Genomic DNA, 16,010 nt, shown 5'->3' with positions numbered 1-16,010 from the left:
ATCAATTCGATGCCAGGCTTTGGTTCTCAATAGTTAACTGTAGATTATTTACTACAAAATTACCCAGATCTCTACCTTGCTTTAATCCAACTTCAATAGCCGCTCTATAGTGTATTCCTCCAAATAATCTACTATTGGCTGCTTCCAAAGAAGCTTCATTGAATGAATTGAAATTTCTTACGGGTAATCCATAAGCTACCTCGGTATCATCTTCAAAGGAGAAATTATCACCGAAAATATCGGTAAGAACTATCGCTGCTGCCCCTGATACTACGGAATGTCCGCTGGTGTATTCAGGAAATGGCGGTGTTTGCAATACTGGAGACCAGTTCTCATCGATATATTTATTAATCAAAGTTTCCGGTCTAACGAGATTGCTTCTATATTTCTCGTCCCAGCAGCTGATAAAACCATCTGCTATAGCAATAGAAGTCCTGGTGTAGGCATAAACAGTCTTATTAAAATCTGCCTTAGATTTTCTACAGGCGATCTTGGTAATCCCAATCCAGTGACCGCCAGGGGTGATCTTTTTAGTAGCGAACATAAGGTGTCCTTTTTGAGTAGAAACATACGGATTGCAATCCCAGAATTTCGCTATTTCCAGCTTTTCATTTTCATTGCTGTCACCTATTTCATCCATTTCACGTTTCACTTCGTAAACTTCGGTTAACTCTTTATAAAATCTGGAGTCAGGTTCCATGGAAAACTCCGGTGGTGGTGCTGGTCTAAACTGTGCTGCAGAATCGATTACAAAGGGTCTTATTTTCATCCAGTGCGGTTCTATACCATCCATATACGACGGCGGGGTGGGCTGCCATCTACTTTCATCCTCAGTATAAAGGGAAAATTTAGGCATCGTGCGGGTTTCTGCATAATTATCATTGCTCATCCAACCTTTGATATGAGTGGCAATCTCAAGCCCGTATGCTTTAGATTTCCTAAAACTTTCGGGATTTTTACTTTCCCAGTTTTTATAAATACTATCTCTGAAGTTTACCACACTTTCTTCAGAAAAGATCAAACTTTTTCCTATTTCATAGAACGCCACTATAGAGGAAACCCTGAGATTTAATCCTGTGGTATCCTTAGGAGCAGGTGCCGGGGTGAGTTCATTCAACTGCCCTGCCAGGCTTTTATATTCTGAATTACCAGCCTGCAAGGCTTCATAGGCAGCAATATTAGAATAAGCATAGATCCTGCTGGCCACAGGCGGAGAAAAAATATCGTGTACCTGAACTTCAGTGATTTTATCTATCGCGGTATGGTAATCTTCAGAAGTTACCACAATGGGTTCATCATTCTGGCAAGAACTGAAAAGAACCAGCCCAAATAGAAAAATATTTATTCTATTAATAAACTTCATTTAGCCTCGTATTTATAGATGATCGGTTCGTCATCATTCAATAACCCGATCAAAAATTTCTTTTTATGAATCTCTATTTTAATAAGGCTCCTTACGGCCTTTCCAGTAAAATCGATACCGGTTAGATCGCCAGACAAGATTTTCATTTCGGGAGTAATCACCGCACCGGGAAAAGCCCCGTAGGCACCATGGTAGGGAGTAACCCCAAAATAGTTCCCGCCTAAAATAGCAGCTGGTTTAATGTCAATGAGATCGTTCCATACAAATATAGAATTTATAGGCGCAAATTGTAAATTTTTGTTAAAGGATATAAAAGTTAATTTTCCATGATCATTTCTTAAATAACCGGAGCCGGTGGTTTGAATTTCTCGAACCTCCATTTTACCCAGGCTTTTTCCGAATATCTCCTGAATATTCTTACCAGCGAATTTCTTATAATTTGGAAATTTCTTTTTCAAAAAATTCATCTGACTGCTAAGTTCATCCAGACCTGCAAAGGTGTAGTATTGTCCATCAATATTCCTGGCAAGAATAGTTTCTGAATTACCGTTCCCATCGATATCGCCATAATACATTCGCAAGGGCTCCTGAGTAGAGGCTTTAAATTTTGAATTATCACCCCAGTTACCCAGAATATAATCTTGATCGCCATCCCCATCTATATCAAATGCTTCAATAGATTGCCATAAACCAGAAAGATCGTTCAATTCTAATTTTTCAGAGAGTTCAAGTCTACCATTCTTATTCTCAAATATCTTTGGGGCCATCCACTCTCCTACCAGGATCAATTCCGGAAAACCATCTTCATTCATATCGTCCCAGATAGCATCGGTGATCAATCCGGCATTTTTTAGATCATCATTTACTACCAGCTGAAATTTTCCATCGATATTTTCTAGCAGGAATGATTCGGGTATTTTACCATAATCCCCGGCCACTGCACGTCCACCTACAAAAATATCCAGGTCGCCATCTTTATCTATGTCGGCTGAAACAACCACTCCCGCATCAGAATAATATTCCGGCAAGGAAACTTTTTCCCAGGTACCACTAATTTCGGTCCAGTAACTATCCTTTAAAACATCAAATATTCCGGTAAATTCTCCACCGCCGGTTACAAAGAAAATATCGTCTTTTCCGTCGTTATTAAAATCGGCGATCTCCACTCCTCTTACTTCAGAATTCCTGGTTTCCTCTAAAAAAGGAAAACTGGACTTTTTTAAACCTTCAGCAGTTTGTAAATATACTTCAGAACTCACCCCGCGGGAATTGCCAATAAATAGATCGTCCAGACCATCATTATTGAAGTCTCCGGTAGCCGCTACGGGCATTTCATCTGAAATTCGATAGGGAATAAGCTTCTGCCGGTCAAAATCATTATAGGAGTTCTCTCTATGCCTGAATGAAAAACCGGGGATACTATCAACCTTTTCAAAAATCTGCCTGTTGGGATATTTCGAGCGTTTCAATGAACTGTTAATCTCATTTTCGGTAGGACTGAGAACTAGAACCTGGTTAGTTTCAATATCATGTAATTTCTGGACAGTTCCTTCGGGCCAGATAACATGTATCGAATCTATAAGTTTTTTATTCCCGTATCCAAAATGTAAAAAAGGCTCAGAAGAAGATTGAAATCCTTTACTTGTAAAGAGCTGATCATATTGCAATTCTCCATTACTATAGGAGTAGACCTTTGTTCCAATCCCAAAAGTATTTTTTTCATCAGAATGGAACTGGAACCTCAAATAGTTATTCTTATTTGAAGCTGAATTCATATAAACATAGGCTTCAGAATTGATATTATTGGTTACAAGATCCAGATCACCATCATTGTCCAGGTCGCCATATGCGGCACCATTGGAAAAGGAATCTTCAGGCAAGATCCAACTGGAAGATCTATCCTGAAAATCAAGATTTTTAGTACCTCTAAAAAAGTAATTATTCACTTTCCCCTCTGGCATCATATTCAATGATTCCTTATCCATAAATTCAGAATCATTGCTGTTTTTATTTATCTGGGAATTCGAAATGAAACGAATATAATCAAGGTCGTTTGGCCTGCGGACAATTCCATTGGAAACGAACAGGTCGGTTTCCCCGTCCATATCATAATCGGCAAATAAGGGAGACCAGCTCCAGTCTGTAGCTTCGATTCCGCTTAGTAAGGCGATTTCCTGGAAATTCTTTCCCTGATTATTCAATTGCAGCATATTCCGGCTAAACTGGCGATGATAACCGTATTGCATTCTTAGATTCAAAATATTGATATCCTCATCGCCTACTGAAGCTTTTAAAGCTGTTTCATCTTCGGGTAGCATGTCTACAGTTAAAATGTCCTGATAACCGTCATGGTTGATATCTGAAATATCACTTCCCATAGAAAACCTGCTAACCTGGGTCATTTTCTTTTTCATTTCCTCTGAAAAGGTTCCATCACCATTATTCATGTACAGGTAGTCATCCTCATGAAAATCGTTACTCACATATATATCGGTAAAACCATCATTATTAAGATCGGCTGTAGCGACGCCCAGGCCATAGGCATTGGGACCGCCGTAAATGCCTGCTTCTTCACTCACATCTGTGAATTTCCCATTTTCATAGCGAAACAATTTATCCCCACTGTACGCATTCCTTCTTTCTCGAATCTCTGCAGGACTGAAAGATTCATCTGTATGCACCGCATGATTCAGTATATAAAGATCTAGATCTCCGTCGTTGTCATAATCAAAAAATGCAGTAGAAGTTCCGTAATCTTCAAGTCCTATTCCATATTCTGAGGCAGCTTCGATGAAGGTATTATCACCCTGGTTTATAAATAATTCATTCTGTCCTTTCAAGCCTTTGATCCCACTTACGGCAAGAACATAAATATCCAGATTTCCATCGCCATTAACATCGGCCATGGTAACACCGGTATTCCAGTCTGAATTACCGGTTATTCCTGCAGTCTCCGATATATCCTGAAACTTCATATTTCCCTGGTTGAGATATAACCGGTTTTCTTCCTGGTTCGAAGTAAAGAATAAATCCTGCAAGCCATCATTATTGATATCTCCAATGGCCACTCCTCCCCCATTATAATAATAGAGGTATTCCAGAATATTCATGGAATCGGTTTCCGTGAGATCATTTCTGAAATCTATCCCGGTATCATTAGATTTTAGCCGGGTAAAAAGCTGTTCCTGTTTCTTCTCACTTTTTTCAGTTTTATCTTCGGCACAGGAAATAAGAAGAACGAAAATTGACAAATAAAGGACCCATGAAATTTTATTCATTTCGCTTAAAGAGTTTGGGTTTGTCATTCGTTATACCTGCTAAAAGATACCTGTTACCATTTTTGTCCTGCAACCACTCCAGGGATTTTACTTCTCCTTTAAGAAGCAAACCTGAATCATCAGAACTGGCTACTTTGAATCCGTCTTTATCATTAAGCAGTATGGTCCCAAAACTGGCATCAAGCCTTCCAAACTGAGGTTTTAAAGAATAATTATTTCCTGCAAGAATAAGGTCCTGCCTGCCATCTCTATTGAGATCGGCTGTGTTAATACTGCAAATACAGGAAAATTGCGCCTGGGTTGGTAAAGCTTCAACTTTGAAGTTAGCCTTACCATCATTATAGGCAATTATGCTTTTGAAATTATGAATTTCACTAACCTGGGCATTTTTGAGTATATCGGCTGCGAAAAGCTCCTGAATAGATTTACTGGAATACTCGCTGAACTTCATGTTCTTTTTCTTGATAGATACAATCTGCCCTGCTAATTCCCTTTTTGTATGTAAAGGTATATCACGGCTATCTATGGTCTTTGTAAAAACCTGTTCTGTAGTTCCATTCAGATCAAAATCTGTAACGAACATTTTTGCCGGTTCAGACTTCGTAGCCTGATAACTGGCATTCTCCCCTCTATTTCCAAGGATAAGATCTGGGAAACCATCATTGTTGATATCCTTTGCCAGCACGCTGTTATACAAACCGGCATAATCTGATAACTCATCTTTCTTCAGCTCAAATCTTCCCTGGTTATTTATAAAAATTTTCGGACTCATCCATTCTCCCACAACAGTGAGATCGGAATTTCCGTCTTTATTTAAATCTTCAAAAACCGCTGCTTTCACCATCCCGATATCCTTCAAGCCTGGTGCGGCAAATTCCGTGATATCCTTAAACTCACCTTTACCATTATTTTCTAGGATCAGGCTGGAAACTTTTAGCCCATAAATACCAGGAACGGTATATACGCCAAGAAAAAGGTCCAGATCTCCGTCTGCGTCAATGTCGGAAACTTCAACGTTCGAAGTGTTATTTGGAGAATAAGACACGATCTTATAATCACTGAAATTCTGATTTCCATCGTTGATATATGCCCTGAGGCCTGTCCTGGCATTCTTAAAGTTACCTCCGGAAGTTACCAGCAGATCAAGGTCATTATCCCCGTCGATATCTGCGAATTCAGCATCGGTATCTTCAAAATTTTCACCAGCATTGAAGGTGATAGGCTCAAGTTTTCCCGGTTCCTTCTGAAGGTAGATCTTACCGGGGCTGCCAAATGCACCTCCTATATAGAGATCATCATTCCCGTCCCCGTCAATATCTGCCACCGCGGTAGCCGGACCTTCCTGGGACTGCATTTTCGGAATAAGGCCTTCATAATCGAAATCTACATGCCGGTCTTCCTTGTTTATCTCAAAATCTATATCCATTTCTTCGAACCAGGCTTCTTTGCTATCGGAAATTTGGGACCAATCTTCATCCGCGTCCTTTTGATCTAAAACCAGGGTTGAATTCAGTTCAGGGTCTTTTACGACCAACTTCTTCCTATTAGTAAAAACGATTCGTAAAGAGTCTATCTTCTTTGCCTTACCGAGGCCTATGGTCTGTACATAATCTACAGAAGACTGGAATCCCCTGGTTGGAATTAATTCCTGCCTGATGACCTCACCTTTTAAAAATATATCAATGACACTTCCAATCGCCATGGTATTTTTTCCTTCACCTTTTACTTCTAACTTGATATAATTTTTTTTATCTCTCTCGCTATTGTTCTTATATACGAAAGCCTGCATATTAAAATTATTAACGATCAGGTCAAGATCTCCGTCGTTATCCAGATCGGCATAAGCTGAACCGTTGGAAAACCCGGGTTGGTCAAGCCCCCATTCCTCCGCCTTATTCTCAAATACCAGGTCTTTACCGTTTTTAAATGAGTAATTAGGAATAGGAGTAGAAGGCATTTTGTTGATCACCTCTTCTATAACTTCTTTCTTCCCTGTTATACTCATTTTCTGAATGATATCGTTAGCAAAAAAGTCCATAAAGTCGTTATTGGTTAGATCATGGTAAATTCCATTGCTTACGAAAATATCACGGTAACCATCATTATCCATATCAAAAAGCAAGGCTCCCCAGCTCCAGTCGGTTTTGGCAACACCACTAAAATGAGCAATTTCAGAAAAGGTACCATTCCCATTATTCAATTGCAGGGTATTCTGCATATACTGATTGTAAAAATCTCTGCTCTTTTTAAGTTGATAAAGATCATATCGTTCATAGTCGCCGGTTTCTTTAAGCCGGGCATCATCTTCCGGTAGCATATCGGTTACAAAGATCTCTGGAAGTCCATCATTGTTAAGATCGGCCATATCTGCACCCATTGAGGATAGACTTAGGTGCTGCATATAATCCTTTATTTTTTCCCTGAAAGTTCCGTCACCCTGGTTTATATAGAGGTAATCTCGCTCATAAAAGTCATTGGAAACATAAATATCCGGTAAGAAATCTCCATTAATATCGCCAATGGTAACGCCCAGGCCAAAACCTATAAGGCTACCATAAATACCAGCTTTTTCACTAACATCGGTAAAATTCCCATCATCATTCCTTAATAACTTATCTCCACCACCTTTTAGAAGGTCTGGAATTTCCCAGTCTTCACTTCGCAATTCCCTTTTATTCACATAGCCAAGACTGCTTACCGGTATAAAGCTATTATTGAGGATATATACATCCAGGTCTCCATCTGAATCATAATCGAAAAAGGCAGCATGCGTTCCAAACCCTGTATCATCGAGATTATATTCCGCGGCCTTTTCAGTAAATGTGAGATCTCCGTTATTGATGAAAAGTTCATTCTTTTTATCATCGCCTTCCAGGTTGCCCGCATTACAAACATAGATATCCAGGTAGCCATCTGTGTTAATATCTACCATGGTCACCCCGGTAGACCAGGACCTGCTTCCCTCTGTGCCTGAAGATTTGCTAATGTCCTCAAATTTGAAGTTTCCTTTGTTCAGGTATAGTTTGTTCTTTTCCCTGTTGGCAGTTAGATATACATCTGGCAAACCGTCATTATTCAGGTCTCCAATTCCAACTCCTCCACCATTATAAAAATTTCGATAATTGAAAATATTGAACTCCTTTTCGTTATCCACCTTGTTTATAAAATCTATACCCGTAGAATCTGAAGGCATTTCAGTAAAACGAAAATCATTAGAATTCTGAACACCTGTTTCTTCCTTATCCTTTCCGCAGGAAACGGCAATGATTAGAAACAGTAATAAAAAAGAACTTTTATTCATTTAATTCGGGGTATTTAACAAATTGGGTTTTATCGTTGTTCATTCCAAAAATGAAATAATTTTCATCTTGAATTTTTATTTTCTTAATAGATTTTACTGCTCCATTAATGTAGAGTTTGTTCCTGATTAATTCAAATTTCAAATTCCCTTTATTTCTAAGAATTAGTGCCTTACTGGCGTCTAATCTACCCAATTGGGTGTTGACGTGATAATTATTACCTCCCATAACAACATCTGATAGACCATCATTATCAATGTCAGTAATTAATATATCATGAACAGATGAAAATTGAACTTCCCTGGGTAAACTCATTTTCCTGAATTCCAGGTTCCCAGTATTCTCAAATAAAGTGGTTTCCAGGGTTACTACCTTTTTCTTTATGGAACCATCAATTTTCTCCTCTGAAAAATAATCATTAAAATCTGCTTCTGCGAAATCGGTATAAGACAAAAAGGATTTATTCAATGCCGGGATCTGTTTGGACAACTCATCTTTAGTGGCCAACGGGGTTTCTCTACCTTTGTAGAAATAAGTTAGAATGGGATCTGTCTTTCCGTTATCGTCGAAATCATTTAGGTATAATTGCAAAGGATTTTCTAAACTGGCCTTCAGCCTGCTGTTGAGCCCCCAGTTCCCGGCCAGAATATCCAGGTCTCCGTCCTTGTCGAAATCTTCGATGGCAACTGAATTCCACCAACCCTCAGTATTATTGATCTCCTTTTTAATAAAATTACCTTCAGCAGAGTTAAGAAGGATGGTCAATGGCATATAATGTCCAGCTATAATGATATCGGTATAATCATCATTATTTATATCTGTAACATAGGCATCGTAGACCATACCCAAATCTTTCAAAGAATTATTATAGTATGAAGAATCGCTTAATTCGGCACCATTTTGATTCAAAAGAATTTTTGCTTTTCCAGATCTTCCATAGCTTCCATAATCTGAATTGCTGGCGATAAAAATATCCGCAAATCCATCGTTATTGAAATCTGCAGATTTTACAACTGAAGCATTTATATCAATTTTATCAAGAAAAGACGTCTTCTCTAAATTTCCGTTTTTGTTCAAATATATTTCCGGATGATTCTTTCCTGAATTGTTTGGATCTGTACCACCGTAAGCCACTATAAGATCAAGAGCTTTATCGTTGTTCATATCAAAGAAAACCTGGTCTACGGGTTCTCTGGCATTAGAGCCTATTTGAATGTTTTCCACAAGGGTAAAGGCTGAATTAGTATTTTGTAGCCACATTCTACCGGGGTTAAACTGATCGCCGGAAATGAAGATATCTTCCAATCCGTCACCATTAAAATCGACAACAGATACAGCCGGCCCCAGGTTTGATTGGGAATATGGAATTAATGGTTCATAGGTAAAATCTTTAAAGGAAAACTCCCGGTGCCTATTTTCCAAAAGTGGCACGCTGGAAATTTCAGGTTTTTCTTCTAATACTTTTTCCTGTACAACGGCATCTTCATAATTAAGGGTTATGGATTGATCTGATGCAACATTCTTCAATTTTTGTATAGCGCCTCCAGGCCAGATTACCTCAAGAGAGTCTACATTTAATCGATTTCCTAGACCAAAATGAAGTATTGGTGGTACAGATGACATAAAACCCCTGGAAGGATAATTCTCCAAAAACTGAATGTCCTTACCGGTATAAATTTTCACTTTTGTTCCAATACCAAATTTATTCTTTTCAGGGCCTTTAAAGTTCAGCTTTAAGTAGCTTAAACTATCCAGGCTATTACTCCGGTTCTCATAAATAAAGGCTTTTGAATTCACATTATTGGTTACCAGGTCCAGATCTCCATCATTATCTAGATCGGCATACACGGCACCATTGCTAAAGGATTCCTCAGGTTTTGACCAATTCCCTTTCATATTACTGAAAGACAAATCACCTTGATTTCTAAAAAAATAATTGGCTGTTCGCTTTACCGGGATTTCCTCGATGATCTTCATATCCTGATCGGTCATTCCTTTATTTAGTCTTTTTTGAATATTTTCATTAGCGATGAAACTGATATAGTCCATATCATTAGTAGCACCCAGGATCCCGTTCGTGATAAAAAGATCCTTCTTCCCATCATTATCCAGATCGGCAAATAAGGGTGCCCAGCTCCATTCGGTAGCCGCGATTCCAGAAATATGTGCAATCTCACTGAAATTAATATTTCCCAGATTTAGTTGCAAAGCATTCTGCATATACTGGTTTGCATAACCTTTATTCAAATAATTATGGTAAATCTGGTATGAAAAATCTGTACCTGAGGCCTTATAAGTAGTGAGATCCTCTGGTAGCATATCCAAACTTATGATATCCTGAAGTCCGTCATTATTGAAATCTGCAATATCCACACCCATGGAATAATGAGAAGTATGTGAGATCCCGCTATTCTCTGAAGAAATATGTTCTTTAAAGGTGGAATTCTGCTGGTTGATATACAGGTAATCGTTTTCGAAGAAATCATTCCCAACATAAATATCAGGAAAACCATCATTATTTATATCTCCAATAGCCAAACCAAGACCATACCCAATTTTACTGCTGTAGATACCACTTTCTTCGGTAACATCGGTAAACCGGCCATTATCATTTCTAAGCAATTTGTCTCCGGAAATACTATCATTCTGATTTCTGGTAGATCCTACACCATAGTTCGCGTTTGGATGAACAGAATGGTTTAACAGGAAAATATCAAGATCTCCGTCCAGATCAAAATCGAAAAATGCCGAATGGGTGGACATCCCGCTGAAATCAAGATTGTATTTTTTTGCTTCTTCTGAAAATACTGGAATCCCTTCTGAATCGTTGCCCTGGTTTATATAAAGTTTATTTGCTCCTTGAAGATTTTTGTAATTACCTACTTCACATACATAGATATCCAATAGCCCGTCATCATTAATATCTACAGTAGTAACGCCATTAGACCAGGTTCTATTCTGCAAAATACCTGCTGGGGTTGAAACCTCTCTGAACTTTAAATTTCCATGATTCAAATACAGTTTATCACTATCCATATTTGCGGCAAAGTAGAGGTCCACTAGTCCGTCGTTGTTGAAATCTGCCGCAGCAACACCGGCTCCATTATAGAAATAGAGATAATTAAGAATATTAAGTTCTTTGCTGGAAATGATCTCGTTACTGAAATCTATACCGCTCGCTTTAGAAGGAAGGATCTGAAACCTTTTATTTACTCTATCTTCGGTTTCATCTGCGCAGGAAAGAATTAAGAGAAGACTACACAAAAATAAAACTGATCTTTTCAATATCAATAATTTGGGTTAAGCCGATATAAAGTTAAAAGCCTTTCCAAAATACGGAAAGGCTTTTAAAGTATAAATACAAAAACTAATTAATATCCAGGGTTCTGAGTTAAATTAGGGTTCGTAGACAATGCATCTGGTGGAATTGGGAATAACAAATAGGTTTCTGAAGATGCTGGTTTTTCATGATGAGCATCTAAGAAAGTTGAAAAACGGATTTGATCATTTCTTCTCCATCCTTCCCAATATAATTCTCTTGCTCTTTCGTCAAGAATTTCGTCTAAAGTAACCGCATCGAGATTTGAAGTTCCCCTTAAGGCTCTTATAGAATTAACCAGAGATTCAGGTGTATCCCCATTTGTAGCAGCGCCACCTCGAAGGATAGCTTCAGCCTTCATTAATAAGGCATCTGCATATCTAAAATGAACATAATCATTACCAACAGACCCAATATTCGTAAAGTCTACAGGATATTTAATAACCCTAATTCCTGCCACCTCACTGGATGCTGTTATTGAAAAATCCTTTGTAAAGGCTAATGGATCGCCGTTTCTATCTTCTAATGGTGATCCATCGGCTGCATACTGCTGACCAAGTAAGAATCCTGCATTCATTCCGGTATTTCCTTCAAAATAATCTGGAGTGAATTCCCTTCTCATATCTCCATCTTCATAAAGATCATAAATCTCAGCAAGGGTCACAAAACCGTTCCATCCATCTGGTTGATTGTTATAATGTAATGTCATGTGCCATCTCGAGTGAGTATTGGCAGGGTTATTACCCCTAACATTTTCACTTACAAAAATATTTTCAGAACTATCATCGGTATTAGTAGGAGAAAAGTTATCGAAATACATAGTTTCCAATTCATATTCACCAGAATTAATGATAGCATCGACATTTGAGATCACACTATTCATATCTCCAGAATCAAAACTAAATGGTCCTGCTGATGCTGCATTAGAACTGGCATCTGTCGCCATATAAACCGCTCGGTTTAGATATGCCTTAGCCAGTAAGAAGTGGGCAGCATTTTTATTCGCCACTGTGGCATCTCCTACATCTGGAAGATCATTAATTACCTCTTCAAGCTCGGAGATCACAAAATTGATACCTTCTGGTCTATTAAGCGTAATAGAAGGTGGTGTGGTAAGATCTTCTCCTGGTTCTCTTCCAAGAACCAACCCAAAATTATCTACTAAATGAAAAGCAAAGAATGCACGCAAGAATCTTGCCTGTGCAGCCTGTTCTGGTGTTGGATCGAACTCCAAAACCTGTGTTGAACGGAAAATTCCACTTAACAATCCAGTGTAAGCACTATTGATAAAGTTATTAGAACTCGCCCATGAATGAGTATGTAAGTTTCTCCATACACCACCATCATCCCAGTCTGGGCCACGAGTTGGCCCTGCTAGTTCATCTGAGGTATGCTCCTGCAGGGCAAATATATTATCCTGAGTATCAAAAATCCTCATTGCCTGATATGCTGAAATGAGCAGTGACTCTGTATCTGCAGTGGTAGCAGCAACTTCACTACCTACTGTATCGTTCAATTCTTCATCCAGGGTGGTACACCCAAAAACAAGAACACTAACGAATAAAATTAATACTATTTTTTTCATAAGAATATTTTATTAAAAGTTTGCATTGATTCCTACCGTAACACTTCTGTTTCTAGGATAGGAAGTATAATCTATACCAAAGGATGGAACATCATCTATAGCCTTATTCACATTCACTTCAGGATCGAATCCATCATAAGGAGTAATTACGAAAAGGTTCTGTCCAGCCACATAGATTCTTAATGAGTTCATCCAGTCAACTGAAAAATCGTCTCCCATGAAGGTATATCCAATAGATGCACTATTAAGCCTCAAGAAGTCACCGCTTGACAAATCTTTAGTGGAAAGGAAAGGTCCGCCATTGGCAGCATCTGCTCCTGAATTCACCTCAGCGTAGGTAGCATTATCTCCGTTAGCCACGGCTGCTTTATAAAATAAAGCTGCATTAGTATTGTCATAGATCTGATGACCATAGGCTCCGTTCAGGTTTGCACTAAAATCAAAGTTTCTAAAGGTAGCGTTTAATGCAATACCTAATGTAATATCAGGGTTAGGATCACCTACGAAATCTCTGTCTGAACTTCTTCCTGGTCCGTCAAAATTAGGATTAATTGTTCCATCACCATTTACATCTACATAAGTTGGTGCTCCATTTTCATCATATCCATCAAAAACAGGTAGATAAAAAGCATAAAGCGGCTGATTATCATACAACAACTGTGATCTTTGCCCAGTTAAACTTCTACCATTCACCTCACCTGTTGGTATCCCAATTGGGAACTGATTACTTACATTGGTAATTTTATTATCCAGAAAGGCCATGTTATATGAAACATCGAACGTCCAGTCTTCAGTTTCTACAACAGCTGCATTAAAGGAAATTTCAAAACCTTCGTTCTCAATTTCGATATCATCAAAGTTGGTCCAGTAGTTTACATCTGGAGCAGGCTGAATAGCTGGAAGTCTGAATAAAAGATCATTTGTAGTTCTGGTAAAATAATCAAATGATCCTGTAATTCTATCACTGAACAATCCAAAATCGATACCAACACCAAACTGTTCAGTTGTTTCCCACTGCAGGTCTGGATTAGCTACGTTCACCTGTTGTACGGCAGAACCGTCATCTGTTGGTCCAAATTGAGTTTGAGCAGATCCCGCAGGGAATTCCTGGTTACCAGTAATACCCCAGCTACCTCTTAACTTAAGATCTGATACTGCTAAAGGCATAAAACCTTCTTCTACAATTCTCCAGGCAGCACCTACAGAAGGGAAATATCCATATCTATTGTTACTACCAAATTTACTCGAACCGTCAGCTCTTAAAGTTGCGGTTAATAAATACCGGCTTTTCCAGTTAAAGTTTGCTCTACCAAAGAATGATTGAAGTTCAGAGGATGGATTATAATAAGCGAGTGTTTCTGTTGGCTGAAAAGTAGCAGCGTATCCAATATCCTTGATATACTTATCCTGATCTGCTATACTGAAATCACGACCAACTAAACTGTTTCCTTTAGATTCAAAGCTTTGATAAGAATAACCAAGAACCGCATCCAGCTGTAAATCGGTAGCGATATCTGAATTATAGTTAAGAGTATGCTCAAAAAGCTTGTTGAAATTATAATTATCTTCATAAGATGCCACCCCTCTACCGAGAATGTTGTTAGCATTAAAAGCATTGGATATAGCAGTTCTTCTAGTAGATTCACTTCTATCTAAACCTATATTAAATTTATAATCAAGACCTTCAGTAAGTTTTACACTTGCAGAAAGGTTTGCAAGTATCCTTGAAGTTTCTGTTTTATCTTCAAAATAGTCCAGGAAAGCCTGAGGGTTTCTTTGGTTATCGCTAGGTTGATTATACGAACCGTCTTCATTAAAAAATGGCCTGGTTGGATTCCACCTCAAGGTTGAAGACATTAAATCTCCTTCCGCTGAAGCATTCTCAAAAATAGCCTCTCCGTCATCCTTAATGTATGAGTAAATAATATTAGATTTAAAAGTTACCACATCATCAAAAGCGCGCTGGGTGATATTAATATTCCCAGAATATCTTTCCTGCCCAGTTCCTTTAACGATACCTTCCTGATCAAGTAAACCTAAGGAAATTCTATAATTACCTGTTTCTCCACCAGATCCGTAAGAAAAATCATGTTGTTGAGTAAACGCTGTACGCAGGATAGAGCCTAAAGGATCTAAACGCGCTCCTAGATCTGGATTGGGATTACCTACACTACTGGCAATTCCAGGATAGTCTTCAGCACTAATGAGATCGTATTCATTTGATATTTTACCAGTTTGAAAAGAAGAATTAAAACTAATTTGAGGCTTTCCACTTCTACCTCCTTTAGTAGTTATAAGCACCACACCATTAGCTCCACGAGAACCATAGATAGCGGTGGCAGAAGCATCTTTTAAAATATCTATACTGGCAATGTCAGCGGAATTAATAAAAGAAAGAGGGTTAGTAGATCCTCTCCTTCCTAAACCAGTATCATTACCTGGGCTTACGTTTCCACCGCTTAAAGGAACCCCATCTACAACAATCAAGGGATCGTTACCTGCTCTAATTGAAGAAGTACCACGAACCCTAATGTTTGCCGGCGCTCCCGGCTCACCACTGGCCTGAGTAATCTGAACACCTGCTACCCTACCTTGAAGTAACTGGTCTGGTGAGGTATTAATACCTTTATTGAATTCTTCCGATTTAACAGAAGAGACGGCTCCAGTTGCATCTCTTACAGTGGTTTGACCGTAACCTATAAGCACTACCTCATCAAGTTCGGAAGCATCTGTTGCCAGATTCACGTCGATTGTTGTTCTACCATCAACCGCAACTTCCTGGGTTTCATAACCTACAAAACTATACACCAGAGTTGCATCTTCAGGAACATCATTCAAAGTATAGTTTCCGTCAAAATCTGTTGTGGTTCCTGTAGAAGTACCTTTAATTGCTACTGTCGCGCCGGGAAGCGGTCCAGTTTCGTCACTTACCGTACCGGTTACCGTTTGCTGTGCATTTACCATCCCGTAAAACAGGAAGACCGAAATAAACAAAAGGCCCCTAAAGATAATTTGTTTCATAAATAAAAATTTTAGTTGGAGTGGTTCAAACTTTCATTGAACGCATTTAAATATATATAAATATTTGTTAATAAGAATATTAAAAACTAAAGAAATCAAAATTTATTATTTGTTCAACCCTCATTATATATAATAATTCGATGCG

The 16,010-nt window shown here is 38.5% G+C and carries 6 protein-coding genes; all 6 read right to left on the bottom strand.

Going from position 1 to position 16,010, the window contains the following annotated elements:
* Position 1: 1 nt before the first annotated feature.
* The 6 genes from ML462_RS06695 to ML462_RS06670 all read right to left on the bottom strand — a co-directional run bounded on the left by ML462_RS06695 (position 2) and on the right by ML462_RS06670 (position 15,865).
* Complete coding sequence (locus tag ML462_RS06695; RefSeq protein ID WP_240713022.1) at positions 2-1,363, bottom strand: vanadium-dependent haloperoxidase; 1,362 nt, start codon at positions 1,361-1,363, stop codon at positions 2-4.
* Positions 1,360-4,641 (bottom strand): VCBS repeat-containing protein, encoded by a 3,282-nt coding sequence (locus tag ML462_RS06690; protein WP_240713021.1) that lies wholly within the window; start codon positions 4,639-4,641, stop codon positions 1,360-1,362. The genes ML462_RS06695 and ML462_RS06690 overlap by 4 nt, the downstream gene beginning before the upstream one ends.
* A complete protein-coding gene (locus ML462_RS06685) occupies positions 4,634-7,942 on the bottom strand; it encodes a VCBS repeat-containing protein (protein WP_240713020.1) in 3,309 nt (1,102 codons plus the stop codon). The genes ML462_RS06690 and ML462_RS06685 overlap by 8 nt, the downstream gene beginning before the upstream one ends.
* Positions 7,935-11,225 (bottom strand): VCBS repeat-containing protein, encoded by a 3,291-nt coding sequence (locus tag ML462_RS06680; RefSeq protein WP_240713018.1) that lies wholly within the window; start codon positions 11,223-11,225, stop codon positions 7,935-7,937. The genes ML462_RS06685 and ML462_RS06680 overlap by 8 nt, the downstream gene beginning before the upstream one ends.
* Positions 11,226-11,311: 86 nt before the next feature.
* A complete protein-coding gene (locus tag ML462_RS06675; protein WP_240713017.1) occupies positions 11,312-12,844 on the bottom strand; it encodes a RagB/SusD family nutrient uptake outer membrane protein in 1,533 nt (510 codons plus the stop codon).
* A gap of 12 nt (positions 12,845-12,856) precedes the next feature.
* On the bottom strand, positions 12,857-15,865 hold the full coding sequence (locus ML462_RS06670; RefSeq protein WP_240713016.1) for a SusC/RagA family TonB-linked outer membrane protein: 3,009 nt from the start codon (positions 15,863-15,865) through the stop codon (positions 12,857-12,859).
* Positions 15,866-16,010: the final 145 nt, after the last annotated feature.

It is taken from the genome of Christiangramia lutea, assembly GCF_022489035.1.
In the GTDB taxonomy this organism is placed as follows: domain Bacteria; phylum Bacteroidota; class Bacteroidia; order Flavobacteriales; family Flavobacteriaceae; genus Christiangramia; species Christiangramia lutea.
The sequence above is the reverse complement of the archived record's forward strand: the minus strand, read 5'-3'. Positions and strand labels throughout refer to the sequence as shown.

What these genes read in the sequence shown, in the direction of transcription:
- ML462_RS06670 (WP_240713016.1), bottom strand. Translation starts at nt 15,865, where the DNA reads ATGAAACAAATTATCTTTAGGGGCCTTTTGTTTATTTCGGTCTTCCTG.
- ML462_RS06675 (WP_240713017.1), bottom strand. Translation starts at nt 12,844, where the DNA reads ATGAAAAAAATAGTATTAATTTTATTCGTTAGTGTTCTTGTTTTTGGG.
- ML462_RS06690 (WP_240713021.1), bottom strand. Translation starts at nt 4,641, where the DNA reads ATGAATAAAATTTCATGGGTCCTTTATTTGTCAATTTTCGTTCTTCTT.
- ML462_RS06695 (WP_240713022.1), bottom strand. Translation starts at nt 1,363, where the DNA reads ATGAAGTTTATTAATAGAATAAATATTTTTCTATTTGGGCTGGTTCTT.
- ML462_RS06685 (WP_240713020.1), bottom strand. Translation starts at nt 7,942, where the DNA reads ATGAATAAAAGTTCTTTTTTATTACTGTTTCTAATCATTGCCGTTTCC.